The organism is Mesorhizobium sp. M0960 (genome assembly GCF_040319055.1).
Taxonomy (GTDB): domain Bacteria; phylum Pseudomonadota; class Alphaproteobacteria; order Rhizobiales; family Rhizobiaceae; genus Mesorhizobium.
The window spans coordinates 562,012-584,499 of the sequence record NZ_JAMYNN010000002.1 but is presented as its reverse complement, the minus strand read 5'-3'; the positions used below and the strand labels follow the sequence as shown (position 1 = coordinate 584,499).

19 protein-coding genes are annotated in these 22,488 nt (G+C 64.4%); 12 read left to right on the top strand and 7 right to left on the bottom strand.

Annotation, left to right across the window (positions count from 1 at the left end; genetic code table 11):
- Positions 1-7 precede the first annotated feature (7 nt).
- The 3 genes from NKH63_RS07890 to NKH63_RS07880 are packed head-to-tail and all read left to right on the top strand — an operon-like array spanning position 8 to position 2,878.
- The gene (locus tag NKH63_RS07890; protein WP_352917789.1) at positions 8-1,624 is read left to right on the top strand and encodes a heme biosynthesis protein HemY; all 1,617 of its coding nucleotides are present in this window, start codon (positions 8-10) and stop codon (positions 1,622-1,624) included.
- A 39-nt stretch (positions 1,625-1,663) separates the two neighbouring features.
- Entirely contained in the window at positions 1,664-2,143 is a 480-nt protein-coding gene (locus NKH63_RS07885) for a tellurite resistance TerB family protein (RefSeq protein WP_352481012.1), read from the top strand.
- A gap of 18 nt (positions 2,144-2,161) precedes the next feature.
- Positions 2,162-2,878 carry a glutamine amidotransferase gene (locus NKH63_RS07880; protein WP_352917788.1) on the top strand — a complete coding sequence of 239 codons (717 nt, stop codon included), beginning with the start codon at positions 2,162-2,164 and terminating at the stop codon, positions 2,876-2,878.
- A gap of 82 nt (positions 2,879-2,960) precedes the next feature.
- On the opposite strand, the gene NKH63_RS07875 is transcribed toward NKH63_RS07880, so the two are convergent.
- The 6 genes from NKH63_RS07875 to NKH63_RS07850 all read right to left on the bottom strand — a co-directional run bounded on the left by NKH63_RS07875 (position 2,961) and on the right by NKH63_RS07850 (position 10,606).
- Positions 2,961-4,202: an MFS transporter gene (locus NKH63_RS07875; RefSeq protein WP_352641260.1), complete on the bottom strand. Its 1,242-nt coding sequence runs from the start codon at positions 4,200-4,202 to the stop codon at positions 2,961-2,963.
- Positions 4,203-4,384: 182 nt separating this feature from the next.
- A complete protein-coding gene (locus tag NKH63_RS07870; RefSeq protein ID WP_023721369.1) occupies positions 4,385-4,849 on the bottom strand; it encodes a Ros/MucR family transcriptional regulator in 465 nt (154 codons plus the stop codon).
- A 164-nt stretch (positions 4,850-5,013) separates the two neighbouring features.
- Complete coding sequence (locus NKH63_RS07865; protein ID WP_352917787.1) at positions 5,014-5,718, bottom strand: ROK family protein; 705 nt, start codon at positions 5,716-5,718, stop codon at positions 5,014-5,016.
- A 19-nt stretch (positions 5,719-5,737) separates the two neighbouring features.
- A complete protein-coding gene (gene zwf, locus NKH63_RS07860; RefSeq protein ID WP_352788046.1) occupies positions 5,738-7,114 on the bottom strand; it encodes a glucose-6-phosphate dehydrogenase in 1,377 nt (458 codons plus the stop codon).
- 22 nt (positions 7,115-7,136) lie between these two features.
- A complete protein-coding gene (gene gnd, locus NKH63_RS07855) occupies positions 7,137-8,153 on the bottom strand; it encodes a phosphogluconate dehydrogenase (NAD(+)-dependent, decarboxylating) (protein ID WP_352588112.1) in 1,017 nt (338 codons plus the stop codon).
- Between the two features lie 14 nt (positions 8,154-8,167).
- The gene (locus tag NKH63_RS07850; RefSeq protein ID WP_352588114.1) at positions 8,168-10,606 is read right to left on the bottom strand and encodes a glucan 1,4-alpha-glucosidase; all 2,439 of its coding nucleotides are present in this window, start codon (positions 10,604-10,606) and stop codon (positions 8,168-8,170) included.
- A gap of 218 nt (positions 10,607-10,824) precedes the next feature.
- Between NKH63_RS07850 and NKH63_RS07845 the strand changes: the two genes are divergently transcribed.
- From NKH63_RS07845 to NKH63_RS07825, 5 genes are all read left to right on the top strand, one after another.
- A complete protein-coding gene (locus NKH63_RS07845; protein ID WP_023721363.1) occupies positions 10,825-11,838 on the top strand; it encodes an ABC transporter substrate-binding protein in 1,014 nt (337 codons plus the stop codon).
- Positions 11,839-11,885: 47 nt separating this feature from the next.
- The gene (locus NKH63_RS07840; RefSeq protein WP_023721362.1) at positions 11,886-13,406 is read left to right on the top strand and encodes a sugar ABC transporter ATP-binding protein; all 1,521 of its coding nucleotides are present in this window, start codon (positions 11,886-11,888) and stop codon (positions 13,404-13,406) included.
- Position 13,407: 1 nt separating this feature from the next.
- On the top strand, positions 13,408-14,382 hold the full coding sequence (locus tag NKH63_RS07835) for an ABC transporter permease (RefSeq protein WP_352494089.1): 975 nt from the start codon (positions 13,408-13,410) through the stop codon (positions 14,380-14,382).
- Positions 14,383-14,384: 2 nt separating this feature from the next.
- Positions 14,385-15,332 carry an ABC transporter permease gene (locus NKH63_RS07830; protein WP_352641265.1) on the top strand — a complete coding sequence of 316 codons (948 nt, stop codon included), beginning with the start codon at positions 14,385-14,387 and terminating at the stop codon, positions 15,330-15,332.
- 120 nt (positions 15,333-15,452) lie between these two features.
- Positions 15,453-17,519 carry a 3-hydroxyacyl-CoA dehydrogenase NAD-binding domain-containing protein gene (locus NKH63_RS07825; protein WP_352917786.1) on the top strand — a complete coding sequence of 689 codons (2,067 nt, stop codon included), beginning with the start codon at positions 15,453-15,455 and terminating at the stop codon, positions 17,517-17,519.
- Positions 17,520-17,527: 8 nt separating this feature from the next.
- Here NKH63_RS07825 and NKH63_RS07820 read toward each other — a convergent pair whose 3' ends face one another.
- On the bottom strand, positions 17,528-18,340 hold the full coding sequence (locus NKH63_RS07820; protein ID WP_352481005.1) for a response regulator transcription factor: 813 nt from the start codon (positions 18,338-18,340) through the stop codon (positions 17,528-17,530).
- A gap of 114 nt (positions 18,341-18,454) precedes the next feature.
- On the opposite strand from NKH63_RS07820, the gene NKH63_RS07815 reads away from it, so the two are divergent.
- From NKH63_RS07815 to NKH63_RS07800, 4 genes are all read left to right on the top strand, one after another.
- Entirely contained in the window at positions 18,455-19,585 is a 1,131-nt protein-coding gene (locus tag NKH63_RS07815) for an ABC transporter ATP-binding protein (RefSeq protein ID WP_352788040.1), read from the top strand.
- Entirely contained in the window at positions 19,566-20,729 is a 1,164-nt protein-coding gene (locus NKH63_RS07810; RefSeq protein WP_023721356.1) for an ABC transporter substrate-binding protein, read from the top strand. The genes NKH63_RS07815 and NKH63_RS07810 overlap by 20 nt, the downstream gene beginning before the upstream one ends.
- 76 nt (positions 20,730-20,805) lie before the next feature.
- On the top strand, positions 20,806-21,669 hold the full coding sequence (locus tag NKH63_RS07805) for an ABC transporter permease (RefSeq protein ID WP_352481004.1): 864 nt from the start codon (positions 20,806-20,808) through the stop codon (positions 21,667-21,669).
- Positions 21,669-22,481 (top strand): ABC transporter permease, encoded by an 813-nt coding sequence (locus NKH63_RS07800; RefSeq protein ID WP_023721354.1) that lies wholly within the window; start codon positions 21,669-21,671, stop codon positions 22,479-22,481. The genes NKH63_RS07805 and NKH63_RS07800 overlap by 1 nt, the downstream gene beginning before the upstream one ends.
- Positions 22,482-22,488 lie beyond the last annotated feature (7 nt).

The following is a 22,488-nucleotide window of genomic DNA, read 5'->3' as shown; positions in this document are numbered from 1 at the left end:
GAACCCGATGATCCGCATCCTCGCCTTCCTTGCCGTCGTCTTTGCGCTCGGGCTCGGGTTCGCCTGGCTGGCCGACCGGCCGGGTGAAATGCTCGTCACCTTCAACGGCTATCAATACCAGGTCAGCCTGATGGTCGCGGCGGTGGCGATCGTTGCCGTGGTTGCCGCGGTGATGATCGTCTGGTGGCTGGTCAAGGCGCTGTGGACCAGCCCCTATACGATCTCGCGCTATTTCCGCGTGCGGCGCCGCGACCGCGGCTATCAGGCGCTGTCGACCGGCATGATCGCCGCCGGCGCCGGTGACGGCGCGCTCGCCCGCAAGAAGACCAAGGAAGCGGCAAAGCTGATCCGCTCCGACCAGGAGCCGCTGATCCAGCTGCTCGACGCGCAGGCCTCGCTGCTCGAAGGCGACCATGAGGGCGCCCGCGAAAAGTTCGAGACCATGCTCGACGATCCCGAAATGCGGCTGCTCGGCCTGCGCGGACTGTATCTCGAAGCCGAGCGGCTCGGCGACCGCAACGCAGCCCGCCACTATGCCGGCCGTGCGGCGGCGGTGGCGCCGCAGCTGGCCTGGGCGGCCGAATCGACGCTGGAAGATCTGACCGGGCGTGGCGACTGGGATGGTGCGCTGAAACTTGTCGACGCCCAGAAGTCAACGCGGCAGATCGAGCGCGACGCCGCTAACCGGCGCCGCGCTGTGCTGCTGACCGCCAAGGCGCAGGCGCTGATCGACAGCGATGCCAATGCCGCCCGGACGGCGGCTCTCGAAGCCAACCGGCTGCGGCCGGATTTCCCGCCGGCGGCGGTCGCCGCGGCGAAATTGCTGTTTCGGCTGAACGACGTGCGCAAGGGCTCGAAAATCCTCGAGGCGGCGTGGAAGGCCGAGCCGCACCCGGAGATCGCCGAGCTCTACACCCATGCCAGGCCCGGCGATGCCGTGCTCGACCGGCTGAACCGGGCAAAGAAGCTGCAGGACCTGAAGAAGAACCATGCCGAGGCCTCGCTTGCCGTGGCGCGCGCCGCGCTCGATGCGCAGGACTTTTCAACCGCCCGCCGCGAGGCCGAAGCCGCCATCCGCATCGATCGCCGCGAAGGCGCCTATCTGCTGCTGGCCGATATCGAGGAGGCCGAGACCGGCGACCAGGGCAAGGTGCGGCAGTTGCTGTCGAAGGCGGTGAGAGCGCCGCGCGACCCGGCCTGGGTCGCCGACGGCGTCGTCTCCGACCGCTGGGCTCCGGTATCGCCGATCACCGGCAGGCTCGATGCATTCGAATGGCGAGCGCCGATGGAGCGGCTCGGCCAGTTGATCGACAGCGATGAGGATACGCAGGAGGCATCGGTGCCGGCAATTGCGGCTTCAGCCAAGCCGGTACAGGAAACAGCCGAGGCGATCGAGCACACAGCGGTTGCTGCCGAGACACCGGGCACCGCGACCGAAGCAAAGACCGAAAACCGTGCCGGCGAGGATCATGTGACACCGGTCGCCGCGGCGGCGTTTGCCGCGGTGCCGGACGATGCCGAAGCCGTCGAGCCGGCGCAGGAGTTGACGCGGCTGCCCGACGACCCCGGCGTCGACCCCGACGACGAGGCGGGTAAATCGACGCGCCGGTTTCGTTTGTTCTGATCCGGGTCGAGTGGACCCGGTCTTATTGGGAATGATTTGATGTTCGAACGCGTTCTGTCGTTTCTAAGGGACCTGCCGTCCGGTAGTGGCGCCAGCGCCAGCGCCGACGATCCGCGCGTTGCCGCATCCGCCCTCCTTTTCCACGTGATGAACGCCGACGGCGTGCGCCAGGATACCGAATGGGAACGGTTCAAGAAGGTGCTGGCGGAAAGCTATTCTATCAGCGGCGACGAACTCGATGCGTTGGCGGCTGCCGGCGAGCGGGCCGACAATGAGGCGATCGACCTTTACGCCTTTACCAGCGTGCTCAAGCGCCATCTCGACGCCGAGGCGCGAAAGGCCTTTATCGGCCTGATGTGGGAGATCGTCTATGCCGATGGCGAGCTGCACGAACTCGAGGACAATACCGTCTGGCGGGTCGCCGAGCTGATCGGCGTCGAACGCCGCGACCGCGTCGAGGCGCGCCTCAAGGCGGCGGCCGCGGCTCCTGGTGCTGCCGGAACGTCAAGCGACGAATAGACAGGATCCCGCCTTCCAATGCCGCCCAAGCCAAGCCCGAGACCAAAGATCCTGATCGTGCTGCATCAGGAGCTTTCGAGCTCGGGACGGGTCCGCCATATGCTTATCGAGGAAGGCTTCGATCTCGACATCCGCCGCCCGCCGCTCGGCGAGGCCTTGCCGCAGACGCTGGATGGCCATGCCGGCGCCGTGGTGTTCGGCGGGCCGATGAGCGCCAATGACGGCGACGAGTTCGTCCGCCGCGAGACCGACTGGCTCAAAATTCCACTCAACGAGAACCGGCCGCTGCTTGGCATCTGCCTCGGCGCGCAAATGCTGGTCAAGCATCTCGGCGGCAGGGTCGAGGGCCATGGCGAGGGCCTCGTCGAAATCGGCTGGTATCCGCTAAAGGCGACTGAAGCAGGCAGCAGGCTGATGCATTGGCCGGAGATGGTCTATCAGTTCCATCGTGAGGGCTTTTCGCTGCCGAAGGACGCGACGCTTTTGGCGACGGCCGAAACCTACCCCAACCAGGCCTTCCGCTATGGCGACAATGCCTGGGGCATCCAGTTCCATGGCGAATTGACCCGGGCGATGATGCAGCGCTGGGTGGTGCGCGGCGCCCATCGCTTCGAATTGCCCGGCGCGCAGCCCGGCCGCGACCATCTCGGTGGCCGGCTGATCTGGGACATGCACCTCAAGCGCTGGCTCGGCGAGTTCCTGCCCATGATTTTTGGCAAGCCGGCGCTGCGGTGAAGTCGGTGCATGTCGCCCAAAAGTGTGCAGCGGTTTTGGGAAAACGACATGCACAAACAAACGAACTAAAGCGCGTCGCGCTTTAGTTTCGCCCCCTGAGATGACGCACCTTGCGCAGCTGTGGGAACAGCACCGCCCATAGACCGGCGACAGCGATCGCGCCGACGCCGCCGACCACCACGGCCGGAACCGTGCCGATCAGCGCGGCCATGGTGCCGGCGCGGAATTCGCCGAGCTCATTGGAGGCGCCGACAAACACCTGGTTGACGGCGTTGACGCGGCCGCGAACGTCGTCCGGCGTCCACAGCTGGATCAGCGTCTCGCGGATATAGACGCTGAACATGTCGGTGGCGCCGAGCAGGGCAAGGGCTGCGATCGACAGCCAGGTGATGGTCGAGAGGCCGAACAAGACGGTGAACGCGCCGAACAGCGCAACGAAGCCGAGCATGACAAGGCCGGCATGGTTGCGGATCGGGTGTCCGGCCAGCCAGATGGCGACGCAGATGGCGCCGACGCCGGGCGCCGAGCGCAACAGGCCGAGCCCCCATGGGCCGAGTTCGAGGATATCGCGCGCATAGACCGGCAGCAGCGCCGAGGCGCCGGACAGGAGCACCGCGAACAGATCGAGCGAAATCGCGCCTAGCACGATCTTTTCGCTCCAGATATAGCCGAAGCCGGCGAACAGGGTCCGTACCGTCGGTCTGTCGGTCCGGCTGCGCTGGGCGGGCTTCGGGATGGTGAAGATCAGCACGGCGGCGATGAGCATCAGCGCGGCCGCGGTGGTGTAGGCGGCTTCGGCCGAAAGCCCGTAGAGCAGACCGCCGGCGACCGGCCCGACGATGGTTGCCGTCTGCCAGGCGGACGAGTTCCAGGCGATGGCGTTGGCGAAATCCTCGGGCGGCACCAGATTGGCGAACAATGATGACGAGGCCGGCCCGAAGAAGGCGCGCGCGATGCCGAACATGGCGAGCACGATGAAGACCGGCATCGGCCCGGAGAGGCCGCGCAGCGTCAGCAACAGAAGCGCCAAAGCGCAGCCCGCCTCGACCAGCACCGCCAGCGCCATGATCAGGCGGCGTCCAAAACGGTCGGCAACGTCGCCAGTGACCAGCACCAGCAGCAGCGAAGGCAGGAACTGGACGATGCCGACAAGCCCAAGGTCGAACGGGTCGCGGGTCAGATCGTAGATCTGCCAGCCGACGGCGACCGACACGATCTGGGTGGAGAATGTCGAGAGGAAGCGCGCCGCCCAGTAGCTCAGGAACGGCCGATGGCGAAAGGCGGCATAACGCTGGTCAGGCGGTACTTGGGATTCTGTGGTCATGGATCAGGCCCCGTGGCGGCGATGTCGGCCGGCGGGGCACTTCCACGATGGGCGCTGGTCCGGCCAAGAGAGCCTTTAGCGCAGTTCAGCGCAGGGCGCGCGCAAAAATCCGGCCTGGATCAACAATTTCCGCTCCGCCGGGCGTTGCCGCTGGCGGAGCGACCGGACCTGCTCCGAACGCTTTAGGCCGTCGCCTTGGCCTTCCTGCCCCTGCCCTTGACGGGCGCGGGCGGGGCGGCCTTGCGGCCGAGACCGATTGCCTTGGCCAGCTGCGAACGCGAGGCCGCGTAGTTGGGGGCGACCATCGGGTAGTCGGACGGCAGGCCCCATTTGGCGCGATAGGCGTCGGGCGTCAGCCCGAAATGGACGCCGATATGGCGCTTCAAGGATTTGAACTTCTTGCCGTCCTCGAGACAGATGATGTAGTCCGGCGTCACCGATTTCTTGGGATTGACGGCAGGCGTCAGCGGCGCGGCGACCGGCACTGCCGGTTGCCCGAGCCCGCCTATGGAAGCGCTGACGCTGGCGATGAGATCGCCGAGGCCGGAAGCCGGCAAGCGGTTCTTCTCGACATATGCGGACACGATATGGGCGGTCAGCTCAAGCAGGTCGATGTCTTTGCGAGCGTTGTTGTTGTCGTCGGTCAATCTATTTCTCCGTCCGTGGGGGTCGCAGAAATTCCTAGTCGGCAAATCTGCGCAATGCAATGACGCCGCACCACGTCACACATTATTTTGAATAATAATACTAACGGCAGCGCGGGATTAACAACCCTGAGCCGGTGCTCGATAATATCAGACAATCAGCAATATCAGATAATCAGGGATTTGTCGCGCCACAGTCGAAATCCGCCCTCGAAGGCGCGTGTATTGTCGCCGCGTCTGCAATCGGCGGGCAAGTCGGCGAGTTCCTCGACATTGCCGCCGCCGATGACCACGTAATCCGGCTGCATGGCGGCGCGAAGCCGGTCGACCACGTCAAAGACGTGTTTGCGCCATTTCTTCTTGCCGCGCTTTTGCAGGCCGCGTTCGCCGACATAGTCTTCGAAACTGCCGCGCTTCTTGTAGGGAAGATGGGCAAGCTCCATCGGTTGGGCGACGTTGTCGACGATCATCGCGGCCCCGAGGCCGGTTCCGAGGCCGAGGAACAGCATGCGGCCGCCTTCATAGCTGCCGACGGCCTGCATCAGCGCATCGTTGACGACCTTCACCGGTTTGCCGAACTCAGCGGCGAAATCGCAGCCGACCCAGCCCTTGCCGAGATTGGCGGGTTCGGTGAGCGGCCGGTTGTGGTGCACCGGACCCGGATAGCCCATCGAGACGACATCGTATTGCAGCCCTTCGGCCAGCGTCTTCACCGCCGCGACCATCTGCTGCGGCGTCAGCTCCGGTCTGGAAGCGGTCTTGCGCTCGTCGCCGCCGGCGCTGGTGCGGATCTTGACGTGCGAGCCGCCGATATCGATCGCAAGCACGATCTTTTCGGCGTCGGGTGCCGGTCGCTTCACCGCTTTGGCCATCGCTTTCGCCTCCCAGAAATCATTTCGATGGATTGATCCAGCCGTTCGGCGGGCCGAATCCAGTCATCGCTTCGGTCGGCCCCCAGGTCTTTGGCGCGTAGATCGCGGGCGGCGTGGTGTCGCCGAGCACCGGGCCGACGATGCGCCAGGCGAGCTCGCTGGCGTCCTGGCGGGTGAACAGCTGGCCGTTGCCGTTCATAGCGTCGCCGATCAACCGCTCGTAAGGCGGCATGTCGCCCGTCGAATCGTCGAGCGCGGTGAGCTCGACCTGCTCGCCGACCATGTCGTCGCCGGGCGCCTTGCGCCGGGCTCCGATCGAGATCGCCACCTGCGGATCGATGCGGAAGCGCACGTGATTGCAGTCGCCGGGCTTGATTGGATCGAAGACGTCGAGCGGCGGCCGTTTCAGCCGCACGATGACCTCGGTGGCGTGCACCGGCAGGGATTTGCCGGCGCGGATGAAGAACGGCACATCTTGCCAGCGCCAGGTATCGACGAAAAAGCGCACCGCCGCGAAGGTCTCGACCGGCGAGTTCGGCGCCACGCCCGGCTCGTTGAGATAGCCGTCGAACTGGCCGCGCACGACATCGTCCCTGGTCAGCGTCCGGATCGCCCGCAGCACCTGCACCTTCTCGTCGATCAGATCGTCGGCCGAGCGGCCGACCGGCGGCTCCATGGCGAGCAGCAAGAGGATGTTGAGCAGATGGTTTTCGATGACGTCGCGGATGCAGCCGACCTCGTCATAGAAGCGGCCGCGGCCCTCGACACCGAAATCCTCGGCCATGGTGATCTGCACGCTCTCGACGAAGTTGCGGTTCCAGATCGGCTCGAGGAAGGAATTGGCGAAGCGGAAATAGAGCAAGTTCTGGATCGCCTCCTTGCCGAGATAATGGTCGATGCGGAAGATCGACTTTTCGTCGAAGACCAGATGCAGTACCCGGTTCAGCCAGCGCGCCGATTGCAGATCATGGCCGAACGGCTTTTCCACCATCAGGCGTGCGCCCTGGGCGGCGCCCGACTGCTCCAGTCCCTGGACGACGACCTCGAACATGGCGGGCGGCACCGCCAGATAGTGCAGCGGCCGCTGTGCGCTGCCGAGCGCGGTCTTCAGTTTATCGAAGGTCGCAGGCGCCCGGTAGTCGCCGCTGACATAGCGCAGCAGCGACGCGAGCCTTGCGAAGATCTTCTCGTCGATGCTGCCGATGGCGTTGACGATGCCGTCGCGGGCGCGCGCCTGCAGCTTGGCGATATCCCAAGGATCGAAGGCGACGCCGATCACCGGCTCGTTCAGCGTTCCCTTGGCCACCATGGCGTAGAGGGCGGGGAAGATCTTCTTGTGGGCGAGATCGCCGGTGGCGCCGAAAAGCACCAGCGTGTCCGATCGTTCCTGGCTCATGGGCGTGCCTCCCTGTCGCCCGTCACGAGCCGGCCTTGGGTTTTTCGACATGGCCGCCAAAGGCATAGCGCATGGCGGACAGAAGCTTGTCGGCGAATTCGGACTCGCCTTGCGAGGAGAACCTGTCGAACAGCGCCGACGACAGCACCGGCGCCGGCACGCCGGTGTCGATCGCCGCCTTCAGCGTCCAGCGGCCTTCGCCGGAATCCGAGACCCGCCCGCCGAACTGTGTCAGCGACGAATCGGCCTTCAGCACGCCGGCCGTCAGGTCGAGCAGCCACGAGCCGATGACGCTGCCGTGCCGCCAGACCTCTGCCACCTCAGCGATGTCGATGTCGAACTGGTAATATTGCGGGTTCTCGAGTGGACTGGTTTCGGCGTCGGCGGTGCGCTGCCGCTTGCCGGCGTTCGCCGATTTCAGGATGTTCATGCCCTCGGCATAGGCGGCCATGACGCCGTATTCGATGCCGTTATGGACCATCTTGACGAAATGGCCGGCGCCGCTTGGTCCGCAGTGGAGATAGCCGAAGGGAGCGGTTCCGGCGTCCTTGCCGGGCGCAGGCGAAGCGGCGTCGGCGCCGGGCGCCAGCGTTGCGAAGACTGGATCGAGATGCTGCACCGCGCTGTCGGGGCCGCCGATCATCAGGCAATAGCCGCGCTCGAGGCCCCAGACGCCGCCGCTGGTGCCGACATCGACATAGCTCAAGCCTTTCAAGGCCAGGCGTGCGGCGTGGTCGACGGCCTCATGATAATAGGAATTGCCGCCGTCGATGATGATGTCGCCCGGCTCCATCAAGGCGGCCACCTGGTCGACGATCCGGCCGGTGATCGCCGCCGGCAGCATCAGCCAGGCGCTGCGCGGCTTCGCCAGCTTGCCGACGAACTCCTCCATCGAGGGGGCTCCGACCGCGCCGGCGGTCACAAGCGCCGCGACGCTCGCCGGGTTGATATCGTAGACGACGCATTCGTGGCCATCACGCAGCAGGCGCCGAACCATGTTGGCGCCCATCCGGCCCAGTCCCATCATTCCTATCTGCATGGTCTCGTCCTGCCTTACTTGAGGGATCGATGATCTAGTGGCTGTGCGGCATCGTCGATACCAACGGAAAAGTCGACATTCTCCCAACGTCCGGCATCGGACCAGAAGAATGTGAAGACAATGCTATTGTCCGGGCTATTGCCCGGAGCGGCGTCGGCAACCGGCAATTCCGCAAGATGGATGCCGAAAAGGTTCGCAGCGGTCTCGCTGTCATGGACGGTGGCCCAATTGTCGCTGCTCCAATGAACCACCGCCCGAGCCAGAAGTTCGATGCGCAGCGCCTTGCCTGCCGGTATGGTACGGATCTTGTGGTTGAAGCGCCATGCCCTGAGGCGCGACACCGTCCTGCCCTCGATATAGCGCTTGACGCCTTGCGGCGGCATGTCGAACACGGCGCCGTCGCGCAGCGACCGCAGCAGCTTGATGTGCTCGGAATGCGCCCAGACCAGCGGCTTGGCGCTGCCGGAGGGGCCGCCATGCCGCAATTCGCGCTCCGGCATATCGGGACCATCCCAGACCTGCTCCGGCAGCAGGCCGCCCGGCCCGGCAGAGTTCTCGAACGTGTTGAGAAGGCTTGCCGCTCTGTCCTTGCGTCCCGCCGCCAACTCGTAATGGGCGCGCTCGCCGACCAGCAGCGGCCAGGGCCGGCCCTGGCCGGTTCCATCGAACGGTGCGCCGTCGGCATGCTCGCCATAGCCGTCGCCATTGTAACGGTACCAGAGCGGGCCCTGCGGCAGTTCGCAGCGCAATTGCGCGTCGATGACCTTGACCGTGTCGAGGATGCGCGGATCGTCGGCTGCCCTCAGGCCGAAGCGGACCAGCGCCAGCGCATCCGGGCTGACGATCGCTTCGGCCGGGCGGTCTGTATCGCCGGGCGCGCGGTTCTTGATCGGCACAAAGCCGTCCTTCGGCGATGCGGCGCCGGCCCTGTCGGGCGGGGCGATGCGGACATAGTAGCCTTCGACGCCGGCCTCGTCGCATGCGGTGGTGCCGGTGACGTAGGTCCAGCGCTCGATCTGATCGTTCCAGACATCGGCGGTTTCGCGCAGATAGTTTGCCGGCTCTGTTTTGCCGGCGGCATCGAACATGTCCGCAGCCGCAAGCAGCGCGGCGATCTCGACGGCAAGCGTGAACGGGCTGTAGCCGGCGTCTTCCTCCCAGCGGTCCTCGCCGGTGACGGGGCCGTTGCGTACGACATAGGCGGCAGCGCGCTCGATCATCGGCATGAAGGAGGAGAGTACCGCAGGCGGCAAATGCCCGGCGCGGCGCAGCGCGTCGGCGAGCAGCAGCGGAAAGGCGCACTCGTCCATCTGGATGCCCGGCCAATAGACCGACCCGTCGAGCCAGGCGTTCTGCGGCCAATGGCCGTCCGGCTGCTGGATCGAGCGCAGATAGCCAAGGATGCGCAAGGCTTCCGCCGGGTCGCCGGCGGCGAGGAATCCGCCGGCGGTTTCGACCAGATCGCGCGGCCAGACCAGGTGATAGCCGCCGAGATCGTCGTCGCCCTTGTTGAAGCCCCACGGGATCGACAGGCTGGCCACGGCTGCTCCGGTCGACGAGCGGTGTGTCGCCAGCACCGCCGTGCTGAGGCGGTAGGGATTGAGGGCGGACACCGCATGCCGGTCCAGCGGCAGCAATCCGGCCTGCCATTGGCGCCATTTGTCGACGTAGGATCCGGCTGCGGGCCCAAAACCTTGGTTCAGGCTGGCGAAAGCAGTTTCCGCCGCCTGTTGCGGCGTCGTGCCGAAGCCCAGCGCCAGCAACATTTTTGGGTTCGCAGCCGAAAAGGCGATCTCACCGGTCAGCGCGACATTGCCGTCCTCGGCCCTGCGGCAGGCCGGATCGAGCCGGCCGCTTTGACGAAGCTGCTGCCAGCCGTCGGAGACGCCGACATAGCCGGCCGCGCACGCCTTCCACGGCCGCGACGAGGCGAGCGCCAGGCAGACGCCGCGTCCCGATGCAAACAGAACAGGCTGTCCTTCATGGTCGTCGATCCAGGCAGTGTTGCCCATGCCGGCATTGACGAGGTGCGGCGCCAGCAGCGCGTAGACGCGGTAGTCGCTGGCGGCACCCTTGAGCGACGTGAACATGATCTCCTGCAGCAAGACGGGACGTTCCGGATCGGTGAGGACGCGCTTCTCGATCCGGTAGCTTCCATCGGCTGCGGTGTTGACCAGCCGATAGGCAGGCACCCCGTCCTCGAGGGGTTCGATGCGATGTTCGGCGTCGCGCTTCTCTTCGGAGAAATAGCCGTCGGGTCCGGTGACGATCAGCCCCAGATCGCGGGTGCATGCGCTGTCGAGGCGGGAATAGTAGATCTCGTTGAGGATACCGTGGCTGATGGTGAACCAGATCGGGCAGGCCGGCGACAGCGCGGTGCCGACGCCGCTCTTGGCGCTCGACGTCCAGCGCGCCGGAATGCCGGGTGCACCCGGGGCAAGGTTCACTGCCATTTAATCGGTCTCCATCGCCATCCCTAGACCAGGAGTCGAACCGGTTTCAATGATTGCACCGCAAGTTGATCGTCGGCCATGGATTGATGTTGACAGCTTGCTGGCTATCTGCATTTGTCTGATAATAGATAAAAAACAGCATTGTGAGCGTATCAGCCATTAGCCACCAGCCAGCCATTAGCCACCAGTAAGACAGCAACTCACGGGAGGAGTATGACATGAAGAAAATATTCGTTTTGGGCGCCCTTGCAGCGATGCTTGCCGCAGGCACCGCGCTTGCCGATACCAGCGGCAAAAAGATCGCTTTCTCCAACAATTACGCCGGCAATTCGTGGCGGCAGGCGATGCTGGACAGCTACGGCATCGTCACCAAGAAGGCAGTCGCCGACAAGGTGGTCGGCGCCGCCGACGTCTTCACGACGGCCGACAAGGAAGTGCCGACGCAGGCAGCCCAGGTGCAGAACCTGATCCTGCAGGGCTATGACGCGATCGTCATCAACGCGGCATCTCCGGATGCCCTCAACGGCGCCATCAAGCAGGCCTGCGACGCCGGCATTGTCGTCGTCTCCTTCGATGGCATCGTCACCGAACCCTGCGCCTACCGCGTCGTCGTCGACTTCAAGGACATGGGCAAGCAGGAAGTCGAGCAGATGGCCAAGTTCCAGCCCAAGGGTGGCAATCTGCTGGAAATCCGTGGCCTTGCCGGCACTTCGATCGACGATGCCATCCATGCCGGCATCCTCGAAGGTGTCGCCGCCCATCCCGAGTTCAAGATCGTCGGCTCGGTGACCGGCGACTGGGACCAGACCACGGCACAGAAGGCCGTAGCGACGATCCTGCCGTCGCTGCCGGATGTGGTCGGTGTCGTCGACCAGGGCGGTGACGGCTACGGCGCGGCGCAGGCCTTTGCCGCCGCCGGCAAGCCGCGCCCGACCATCATCATGGGCAATCGCCAGGACGAGTTGCAATGGTGGAAAGAGCAGAAGGAAAAGGACGGTTACCAGACCTGGTCGGCTTCGATCGCGCCAGGCGTATCGACGCTTGCCTTCTGGGTGGCGCAGCAAGTGCTCGACGGCCGCACCGACGTGCCGCACGACCTGCTGGTTCCTTATCTCGCCTTCACACAGGACGATTTCGAGGCAGCGTTGCCGAAGATTCCGAAGGGCGGCGTCGCCAGCCACGAATACACGCAGGAAGACGCCGTCGCGGCGATCAAGGCCAACATCAAGTGAGCATGGCACTATTGTTGCCGCCACAGATAACCGGGTATCGTTGAGGCATGCCCGAGGCCAGTGCAGACATCATCAGGCCTGACGGCGCCGAAAAACATTTCGGCGCCGTCAGTATGGACATCATAAGACTGGACGGAGCCGAAAAACATTTCGGCGCCGTCAGGGCGCTCGACGGTGTCGATTTCAGCGTTCGTGCCGGAGAATGCGTCGGTCTCGTCGGCCATAACGGCGCCGGAAAGTCGACGCTCATGCATATGGTGGCCGGCACGCTTACCCCCGACAGCGGGCAGATCGCGGTCCGCGGCGGCGTCGAGGCAAGTTATTCGGTGCCGCGCGCACAGCAGCTCGGCATACGTTGCGTTTTCCAGGAACTGTCGCTCTGCCCGAACCTCAGCGTCGCCGAGAATACGCGGATCAACCACGCCTCGCTTAATGGCTTCGGCTGGCGGCGCAAGGCCGCCCATCTGATTGCCGCCAAGCTCGACGAGATATTCCCCGGCCACAGCATCTCGGCATCCGACATCGTCGGCGATCTTTCCATCACCAGCCGGCAGATGGTGGAGGTGGCGCGCGCCTTCACGGTCACGCAGGAGCCGCTCGAACTGGTCATCCTCGACGAGCCGACATCCTCGCTCGATGCGCATACCGCCGGCCAGCTGCTGGCGTTCGTGCGCCGCTTCATCGCCGCCGGCAAGAGCTGCATCCTGATCTCGCATGTGCTGGGCGAAGTGCTCGGAAATGCCGATCGCATCGTGGTGATGCGCGACGGCAAGGTGGTCGCCGCCGGGCAGGCCGACGCCTTCGACCGCGACAGGCTGGTGACGGCGATGGGCGGAGCGGAGGCGCGCGAGAAGGCCGCCGCAGAGATTGCGAGCGGCAAGCCGGAGCCCGGTCCGCTGCGGGTCCGGGCGCGGCCGGCGCGACAGCAGGACGGCAATGAGCTCATCGCCCGTGCCGGTGAGATCATCGGCCTTGCCGGACTTGCCGGGCATGGCCAGACCGACCTGTTGCTGGCGATCTTTGCCGCGGCTTCCCGCGCCAAGACCGGCATCGAGGTCACCGCGCCGGTGGCGCTGGTTGCCGGCGACCGCCAGTCGGACGGGATTTTTCCGCAATGGTCGATCGCCGAGAACATCGGCATCCGTTCGCTGGCGCGATTGCGCAACGGCCTCTTGATCTCGCCGCAGCGCGAAGCCGAGCTCGCCCAGCTGTGGCAGCGGAAAATCGGCATCCGCACGCCCGACATGAACAACAACATCTTCTCGCTGTCCGGCGGCAACCAGCAGAAGGCCTTGTTCGCGCGGGCGCTCGGCTCCGACGCCAAGATCGTGCTGATGGACGATCCGATGCGCGGCGTCGATATCGGAACCAAGCTCGAAGTCTACGATCTCGTGCGCGAAGAAGCTCGCCATGGCCGCACATTCCTCTGGTACACCACCGAAACCGAAGAGCTCGACAATTGCGACCACATCTATGTGTTCAAGAACGGCCGGATCGTCGCCAACCTTCGTCGCGACGAACTGACGGAGGAAAAGATCATCCAGTCCTCGTTTGGCGACGCGGCCTGAGATGACGGCGGCATCCATCGAGAATGGGCTAAAATCGTCGGCTCGCGCCACGAGGCGGGCGCGCATGCTGCGCAGCCTGCTGCCGGCACTGTCGTTGGCGCTGGTGCTCATCGCTATCGCCTGGCTCAACCCGCGCGCCATCAGCTATTTCGGCTTCAGCCTGATGCTCAATCTGGCGATCCCGATCGCGCTGGCGACGATCGCGCAGATGTTCGTCATCGCCGGCAACGAGCTCGATTTGTCAATCGGCACCTTTGTCGGCTTCGTCGGCTGCGTCACGGCGACATGGCTGAAGGACGCGCCGTTGCTCGGCGTCGTCATCCTGCTCGGGTCGATCGGTGTCTACGCGCTGCTCGGCGCGCTGATCCATCTGCGCAACCTGCCCTCGATCGTGGTGACGCTCGGCATGAGCTTCGTCTGGCAGGGCCTGGCCATCCTGATCCTACCAAAGCCCGGCGGCAAGGCGCCGGACTGGCTGCTGGCGCTGATGGCCTTCAAGCCACCCGTCATTCCGTTCCCGATCATCGCGGCATTGCTGATCGCGGCGGTCGTCCACTTTGGCCTGATGCGCACCTCCTATGGTGTCATCCTGCGTGGATCGGGCGGCAATTCAGCCGCACTCAAGCGCGCCGGCTGGTCGCTGCTCCGTACCAAAATCGCGCTGTTTGCGCTGACCGGCCTGTTCGGCGTTTTGTCCGGCATGGCGCTGATCGGCATCACCACCTCGGCCGATGCCAATATCGGCAATGGCTACACGTTGCTTTCGATCGCCGGCGTCATCCTCGGCGGCGGCGAGTTCGTCGGCGGCCGGGTGTCGCCGATCGGCGCCGTCATCGGCGCGTTGACGCTGGCGCTGGCCGCATCGCCACTGCTGACGTTCATGCACATTCCGCCCGACTGGCAGGTTGCCGCCAATGGCGCCATCCTGATCATCGTGCTGGCGGCCCGGGTGCTGATCAGCCGCAGGGAGAGGTGAGCATGGTCTCGCTGCGGACACTGCTCGCCAGACCCTGGATCTGGTCGTTCTTCGGGGCGCTGCTGGTGTGGTTGGCGACGATCGCCTTCACCGGCGGCTATGGCGGAGGCGGGATGATCACGGCGGCGCTGTCGCTCGCCGTCTTCACCGTCATCGTCGGCGTCGGGCAGATGTTCGTTATCACGCTCGGGCCGGGCAATGTCGACCTGTCGCTGCCGGCCAATATCGGCCTTGCCAGTGCTGTCGCCATGAAGGTCATGGACGGCAATGAGGCGATGATCGCGGTCGGGCTGCTGGCCGCGCTTGCCTGCGGCATGGCGATCGGTGCCGTCAACTACCTGCTGATATGGGCGCTGCGCATTCCGCCGATTATCGCGACGCTGTCGGCCAGCTTCGTCATCCAGTCAGTCGATATCAGCTATGGGCGCGGCTTGCAGATCAAGCCGCCGCCGGGCTTTGCCGATTTCACCAACTGGCAGGTGTTCGGTATCCCGGTGCTGGCGATCCTGACCGTGCTGTTCACCATCGGCGCCGGCATCGTTTTGCAGCGCATGATCTACGGACGCTCGGTGCTGGCGATCGGCCAGAACATCCGCGCCGCCTGGCTGGCAGGCGTCAATGTCGGCCGCACCCGCTTCCTCACCTACACGCTGTCGGGCGCGCTCGGCGGCCTCGACGGTGCACTGCTCGCCGGTTATTTCCGCGGCGCCAATGTCGATATCGGCAATGAGTATCTGCTGGCGTCGATCGCGGTCGTCGTCATCGGTGGCACGTCGGTAGCCGGCGGCAAGGCCAATGTGCCGGGGGTCTGGGGCGCGGCGCTGTTCCTCGTGCTGCTGTTGACCATGCTCAACACGTTCGGCGTAAGCGTCGGCGTGCGCCTGGTGCTGACCGGGCTGATCATCGTCGGCGTCATCACCGCGGCCGGCGGGCAGAAGGCGCTGCGCTAAGGCAAGGCCACCCGGCGGCGAGAGGATATCGATCCGGCCCGCAAACATGTGGTTCCCATCCGCATGCCAGCGCTGTAAATCCCGTCGGGCTCCTGGCCAACATCATTGTATGAGGTTTGCGTGCCCGATTTCGTCAGCACTACAAGGCACGGCAACGTCGCGCTGGTGACCATCGACAATCCGCCGGTCAACGCGCTGAGCTTCCATGTGCGCGAGCCGTTGATGCGGGCGCTCGTTTCCCTGCGGGACGAGCCGTCGGTGGGAGCAATCGTGATAGCCTGCGCCGGGCGGACCTTCGTCGCCGGCGCCGACATCACCGAATTCGGCAGACCGGCGCAGCAGCCGGAATTGCGCGCCATTGTCGCCGTGCTGGAAACCATCGCCAAGCCGACGGTCGCCGCCATTCACGGCACTGCGCTCGGCGGCGGCCTGGAACTGGCGCTCGGCTGCCATTTCCGTGTTGCCGACCGAGCGGCAAGGCTCGGCCTGCCGGAAGTCAAGCTCGGCCTGCTGCCGGGCGGCGGCGGCACGGTTCGCCTGCCGCGCTTGGTTGGTCCGCTGAAGGCACTCAGCATGATCGTTTCGGGAACGCCGATCAATGCGGCCGAGGCGCGCGCCGCCGGTCTGGTGGATGCCGTCTTCGATGGCGACCTGACCGCGCAAGCGGTGAGTTTCGCCAGCGAAACGGCCGCGAAAGGCGGTCCGTTCACGCCGGTGCGCGACCGCAACGATCGCCTCGACCAGGCCGACTTGCCGGCCTTCGACAAGGAGGCGGCAACGCTTGCGGGCAAAGCGCGCGGTCTCGAGGCGCCGATAGCCTGTGCGCAGTCGGTCCGCGACGCCCTCACGCTGCCCTTCGACGAAGCGCTGGCGGCCGAACGCGACCTGTTCGTCAAGCTTGTCGCCGGCGACCAATCACGCGCGCAGCGGCATTTGTTCTTCGCTGAACGTGAGGCGGCAAAGCTTGCCGGCAAGGATGTCGTCAGGCGCAAGATCGCCCGGGTCGGCGTCATCGGCGCCGGCACGATGGGCGGCGGCATCGCCATGGCGTTCGCCAATGGCGGTCTTCCCGTGACCTTGCTGGAAACAACGCAGGAAGCATTGCAACGCGGGCTGGCGACGATCGACAAGAACTATGCCGTTTCCGTCACCCGCGGGTCGCTGAGCGAAGACGCCAAGCGCCAGCGGCTGGCTTTGTTCAGGGGCAGCACCGACTATGCAGACCTCGCCGATTGCGACCTGATCGTCGAGGCTGTGTTCGAGGAAATGGCGGTCAAGAAGGAGGTATTCGGCAGGCTCGATGCGGTGGCCAAACCGGGCGCGATCCTTGCCACCAACACCTCTTATCTCGACGTCAACGAGATCGCCGCTTCGACGTCGCGGCCGCAAGATCTCCTTGGCATGCATTTCTTTTCGCCGGCTAACGTCATGAAGCTTCTGGAAATCGTCCGCGCCGACAAGACCTCGCCGGACGTGCTGACGACCATCGTCGATCTGGCGCGGCGGATCGGCAAGGTGCCGGTCGTCGTCGGCGTCTGCCACGGCTTCGTCGGCAACCGCATGCTGGCGGCGCGGGGTGCGGAACTGGAGGCGCTTCTGCTCGAGGGTGCAATGCCGCGCCAGGTCGACCAGGTGTTCACCGATTTCGGCTGGCCGATGGGGCCGTTCCAGATGAGCGATCTCGCCGGCCTCGACATAGGCTGGCGCAACCGCAAGGCGCGTGGCCAGACGGCTGACATCGCCGACACGTTGTGCGAACAGGGCCATTTCGGCCAGAAGACCGGCAGCGGCTTCTATCGCTATGAGAACGGTTCGCGCACGCCGCTGCCCGATCCGGAGGTCGAAGCGCTCATCCACAACAAGGCTGCTGAAGGCGGCATTGCACCGCGGGCAATCGGCGCCGAGGAGATCATCGAGCGCACGCTCTATCCGATGATCAACGAGGGCGCCAAAATCCTCGAGGAACAGATTGCCGCCCGCGCGTCCGATATCGACGTCGTCTGGGTCAACGGCTATGGCTTCCCGGTCGGCAAGGGCGGGCCGATGTTCTGGGCAAGCCGCGAAGGCGTGGACAAGATCATCCGGCGGCTGGATCACTGGCACCAGCAGACCGGCGAGGACGTCTTCCGGGCGGCACCTCTGCTCAGGCAAATGGCCGAAACCGGTTCCTGGGACGCTGCCGGCTGAACTTGGGACTACCGAATCCGTGCGTCCATGATCTCGACAAAACGCGCGAACAGACCCGCCTGCGACTTTATCTTGAGCTTGCGGTAGATGTTGCGGCGATGGACTTTTACGGTTCCCGGCACGATGCGCATCGCCCTGGCGATTGATTCCGTGGAATGGCCCTGAAGCACCAGGTCGACGACATGCTGTTCGCGCGGCGTGAGCGAAAGGCTCTTCCAGATGTGAGCACGTTCGAACTCGCTGACTGGAGCAATCGTTTCGTCCTGCTTCGTCTCTGCCGGTTTGTCGGCCGGAAGATCATGCCAGCGCAGCCTGATGAGATTGATCACCGCAGGCGCCATGTCGCGCAGCAACCTCGCATCGGCGGTTCCGAAAGGTCCCGAAGCGCGCAATCGCATCAGCGAGAGCACCAGTGCGTCCTTTCCCGGCAGCGGCACAAAAAAGCCGACCTCCTCCGCAAGTCTGGTCTGGCTGTAATAGGAGCGGTAATATTCGCTGGCATAGAAGCGATCCGGCGCCAATTCGCGCATGCGCCAAAAGCCTTCCTTGCGCTCGACCGCAGCATGGTGGAACGGATCGAGCAGATAAGGCCCTTCCTGATAGAGCGCGACGAAGACGTGGCTGTCGGCCGGCGAGAATGTCTCGAACAGCAGCGGCGGGCGTAAGGCGCCGCGATAGCCGAAGATCACGCAATGATCGAAGCTGACATGCTGCCGGAGCCAGGCCACCATTGCCTTGCCGAAAAGCTCGCCGCTGGTCTCCCGCGTCGCTGCGATGAGCGCAGCGAGCCGGCTGTATTCATCGCTGCGCGAAACGCCCAATTCATACCCCTCCAGACGAGAAAATAGACAAAATATACCACCTGGGAGGTATATACTAGCCGCCATTGGCTCTGATAGCGTTTCGAGATCAACTAGCCGCTGGAGCCCGCAGCTTTGACCGCAGTGCCCGACATCGAGTTTCGCGGGGTCACCAAACGCTACGGCAGCGTGATCGCGGTCAGCGGCATCGATCTTGCCATCCCGCCGTCTGCCTTTGTCGCCTTGCTCGGGCCGTCCGGCTGCGGCAAGACAACCTGTTTGCGCATGATCGGCGGCTTCGAACAGCCAAGCGAAGGCGCGGTATTCATCCGTGGCCACGACATGGCCGGCACGCCGCCCTATCGGCGGCCGGTCAACATGGTGTTCCAGCAATATGCGTTGTTTCCGCATCTGGATGTCGAGGACAACATCGCCTATGGCCTGCGCCAGGCGCGGCCGCGCCTGTCGTCGCGCGAGATCAGCCTGAAAGCAGGCGAGGCGCTCGCCATGGTGCGGCTTGCCGGCTATGGACGCCGCAAGATCCATGAGCTTTCCGGCGGCCAGCAGCAGCGTGTCGCCCTGGCGCGGGCGCTGGTCAACAAACCGGCGGTGCTGCTGCTCGACGAGCCCCTGGCGGCGCTCGACAAGAAGCTGCGCACCGACATGCAGATAGAGCTGCAGAACCTGCAGCGCGAGATCGGCATCACCTTCGTCCTGGTCACCCACGATCAGGAAGAAGCACTGTCGATGAGCGATTTCGTCTGCGTCATGAATGGCGGGCGTATCGTCCAGCTTGGGCAGCCGAGCGAAATCTACGACGAACCCGCCGACCTCTTTGTCGCCGATTTCGTCGGCAAGACCAATCTGTTGAGCGGCAAGGTCGTCGGGCTCTCGGGCAAGCTCGTCGAGGTGGCGCTTGCCGATGGCACTGTCATTGCCGCGCGCAAGCGGACTTCGCTGGCTCAGGGTGAAGCCGTTTCGGTCAGCCTGCGCCCTGAATCGCTAAGCCTCGGCGCGCCCGGAAGCGGCCGGCTGAACGGGCTTGTCCGCAACCGGATCTTTCTCGGTTCGACCGCGGAATATGCAATCGAGGTCCAGGGCATCGGGACGCTGCTCGCAAAGGCCGATCATCTGATTGGCGGTGGAAATCTCTTCAAGCCGGGTGAACCTGTTGCCATCGGCTTTGCAGCCGGAACGCCGCTGGCGTTTCCGGAGAATAACGGGACCAACCAGAGGGAAAACAAAAATGTCGAAATCATATCGTGACGGACTGCCGATAAGCCCTGAAAAGTTCGTCGATCAATTGATGCGCCTCAAGCGGGGTTCCATCGGCCGCCGCGAGTTCCTTGGCCTTACCGGCCTGGGCATCGCAACGGCGGTGATGGCCCGCGAGCTCGGCATCATGCCGACGCCGGCTTTCGCCCAGGAAGGTCTTGGCGACCGCATGTCGATTGCCACCTGGCCCAATTATCACGACCCGGCGACGTTCGAGAATTTCCAGGCCGAGACCGGCGTTGCCGTCGAGGTCAATGTGTTCGGCTCAAACGAGGAGATGCTGGCCAAGCTGCAGGCCGGCGCCTCGGGCTGGAGCCTTTTCGTTCCAACCAACTACACGATCTCGACTTACAAGAAGCTCGGCATCATCGAAGCGCTCGATATGGCCAAGCTTGCCAATTATGACGGCTCGCAAGAAGACCCGCGCTTCACTGGGGAAGGCACCATCGACGGCGTGACCTACGCTGTGCCGAAGAATTGGGGCACCACCGGCTTTGCCGTCAACACCAAGAAACTGGCCAAGCCGATGACGAGCTGGAAGGAATTCTGGGACACGGCGATGGCGGAGGGCGACGGCCGGACCATGGTTCATGATTACCAGCTGACCACGATCGGCAACGCGCTGAAATATTTCGGCTTCTCGTTCAACTCGCTGAAGCCGGACGAACTCGCCAAGGCGGAGGAATTGCTGCTGAAGGTCAAGCCGCATCTGTTCGCGGTCTCCAGCGACTACCAGCCGTCGATGCGTGCCGGCGACGCCTGGATGACGATGTGCTGGACCAATGACGGGGCGCAGCTCCACCGCGACATCCCCGAAATCGCCTACGTGCTTGGCAAGGAAGGCGGCGAGATCTGGACCGACTTCTACGCAATCCCCAAGGATGCGCCCAACAAGCCTGCGGGTTATGCCTTGCTCAACTATTTGATGAACCCGAAAGTCGCGGTCAGGGAGCACCTGGCCAACGGTGCGCCTTCCACCGATGCGCGGGTCAATGCGCTGCTGCCCAAGGAGGTGCTGGAAAATCCGATCCTCTATCCGGCGGCGGATCTGCTCAAGCCACTCGAATTCGGTGCAGCCGCGACCTTGACCGACCCGGGCCGGGCCGAATTGATGGCACGCTTCAAGTCGGCTTGAACCGGGCGGACCAAAGGTCCGATGCAGGCAACTCCCCCGGCGGACAGATGTCCGCCGGCATCGGGGCGATTTTTCAATGCGCAGCAATGTTCTTCGTCACAATCTCCTGACCGCCCTGCTGCTCGGTCCGGCGACCGCATGGCTGTTGGTGTTTTTAGTTTTGCCGTTCGTGGCGATCGCCGTTTTCAGCGTCGGCGAGCGGGCGCCGGAAGGCGGCTATCAGGCCGCTTTCACCTTGGCGCAGTATGCCAATCTTCCGGCGCGGGCGACCGCCTTCTGGAACACCATGGTGCTGGCGCCGGCCGGTGCACTGGCCTGTCTTCTCGTTGCCTATCCGGTCGCCTATTACCTCGCCTTGCGCGCGCCGGAGCGGTGGCGGCTGATCCTGCTTGCGCTTGTCGTCATCCCGTTCTGGACCAGCCTGCTGATGCGGACTTATGCCTGGATGTATGTGCTTGGCGGGCGCGGCGTCCCAGCTCTGCTGGCCTATGTCGGGATGGAGGATGTGCGGCTGATCAATACGCCGGGAGCGGTTCTGCTCGGCATCGTCTATGGTTATCTGCCGCTGATGATCCTGCCGATCTATGTCAGCCTCGAGCGGCTCGATCGCCGGCTGCTGGAGGCCTCCGCCGATCTCGGCGCGACGCCGATCTCGACATTCCTCGGCGTGACGCTGCGGCTGTCGCTGCCAGGTGTGATGACCGGCTTCTCGCTGGTCATGATCCTGTTGCTCGGCGAATATCTGATCCCAACGCTACTCGGCGGCGGCAAGGTCTTCTTCATCGGCAACGCGCTGGTCGATCTGTTCCTGCAATCGCGCAACTGGCCGTTCGGATCGGCAATCGCCATAACCCTTGTAGCGGTTTCCGTGGTCGTGCTGCTTGCCGCGAACCGCATTTCGACACGGCTTTCGGGTGCCCGCCGGGTGGACCTGATCTGATGCGTGCCTTCGTCGTTGCGGTCTTTGCCTTTCTCTACCTGCCGATCGCGCTGGTGGTGCTGTTCTCGTTCAACGCCGGCCACCACGCCAGCGAGTTCACTGGCTTCTCGGTGCAATGGTACGGCAAGGCACTGGCGAACCCGTTCCTGGTCGAAGCGCTGAAGAACAGCCTGTTAATCGCCACGACCAGCGCCTTGCTCGCGGCACTCTGCGGCACCGCGGCGGCGCTTGGCCTGGCGCGTGTCGGCGCGCGGACGCGAGCCGTCTTCGATGCGCTTTTGGGTGCTGCGATCGTCGTTCCTGGCGTCGTCATCGGCATCTCGACGCTGGTCGCGCTGGTCCAGCTATTCGGGGTGGTCAACCCGTTTGTCGCTTCGCTGTGGCCGAACGATCAGCCACCGCGCCTGGCGCTCGGCTATGGCTCGATCATCGCCGCGCACGGGCTGTTTTCGATGGCGCTGGTGGCGATGATCGTCGGCACGCGCCTCGGCAGCCTCGACCGCAATCTGGTCGAGGCTTCGAGCGATCTTTACGCCACCCCGCTGACGACGTTCCGCAGCATCGTGTTGCCGCAGATCATGCCGGCGGTGGTCGCCGGCTTCCTGCTCGCCTTCACATTCTCCTTCGACGATTTCATCGTCGCTTTTTTCGTCGCCGGCGCGCAGACGACATTGCCAATCTATGTCTTTGCCTCGATCCGGCGCGGGGTCACGCCGGAGATCAATGCCATCGCGACGATCGTGCTCGTCGCCTCCGTTCTGCTCGTGGTGCTCGCCCAATGGCAATTGCGCCAGCGAAAACCATCCCACTGAAAGACAA

Bases quoted from the DNA above. Each gene is read 5' to 3' on its own strand.
- NKH63_RS07890 (WP_352917789.1), top strand. From the start codon at position 8: ATGATCCGCATCCTCGCCTTCCTTGCCGTCGTCTTTGCGCTCGGGCTC.
- NKH63_RS07885 (WP_352481012.1), top strand. From the start codon at position 1,664: ATGTTCGAACGCGTTCTGTCGTTTCTAAGGGACCTGCCGTCCGGTAGT.
- NKH63_RS07880 (WP_352917788.1), top strand. From the start codon at position 2,162: ATGCCGCCCAAGCCAAGCCCGAGACCAAAGATCCTGATCGTGCTGCAT.
- NKH63_RS07875 (WP_352641260.1), bottom strand. From the start codon at position 4,202: ATGACCACAGAATCCCAAGTACCGCCTGACCAGCGTTATGCCGCCTTT.
- NKH63_RS07865 (WP_352917787.1), bottom strand. From the start codon at position 5,718: ATGGCCAAAGCGGTGAAGCGACCGGCACCCGACGCCGAAAAGATCGTG.
- zwf (WP_352788046.1), bottom strand. From the start codon at position 7,114: ATGAGCCAGGAACGATCGGACACGCTGGTGCTTTTCGGCGCCACCGGC.
- gnd (WP_352588112.1), bottom strand. From the start codon at position 8,153: ATGCAGATAGGAATGATGGGACTGGGCCGGATGGGCGCCAACATGGTT.
- NKH63_RS07850 (WP_352588114.1), bottom strand. From the start codon at position 10,606: ATGGCAGTGAACCTTGCCCCGGGTGCACCCGGCATTCCGGCGCGCTGG.
- NKH63_RS07845 (WP_023721363.1), top strand. From the start codon at position 10,825: ATGAAGAAAATATTCGTTTTGGGCGCCCTTGCAGCGATGCTTGCCGCA.
- NKH63_RS07840 (WP_023721362.1), top strand. From the start codon at position 11,886: ATGCCCGAGGCCAGTGCAGACATCATCAGGCCTGACGGCGCCGAAAAA.
- NKH63_RS07835 (WP_352494089.1), top strand. From the start codon at position 13,408: ATGACGGCGGCATCCATCGAGAATGGGCTAAAATCGTCGGCTCGCGCC.
- NKH63_RS07830 (WP_352641265.1), top strand. From the start codon at position 14,385: ATGGTCTCGCTGCGGACACTGCTCGCCAGACCCTGGATCTGGTCGTTC.
- NKH63_RS07810 (WP_023721356.1), top strand. From the start codon at position 19,566: ATGTCGAAATCATATCGTGACGGACTGCCGATAAGCCCTGAAAAGTTC.
- NKH63_RS07805 (WP_352481004.1), top strand. From the start codon at position 20,806: ATGCGCAGCAATGTTCTTCGTCACAATCTCCTGACCGCCCTGCTGCTC.
- NKH63_RS07800 (WP_023721354.1), top strand. From the start codon at position 21,669: ATGCGTGCCTTCGTCGTTGCGGTCTTTGCCTTTCTCTACCTGCCGATC.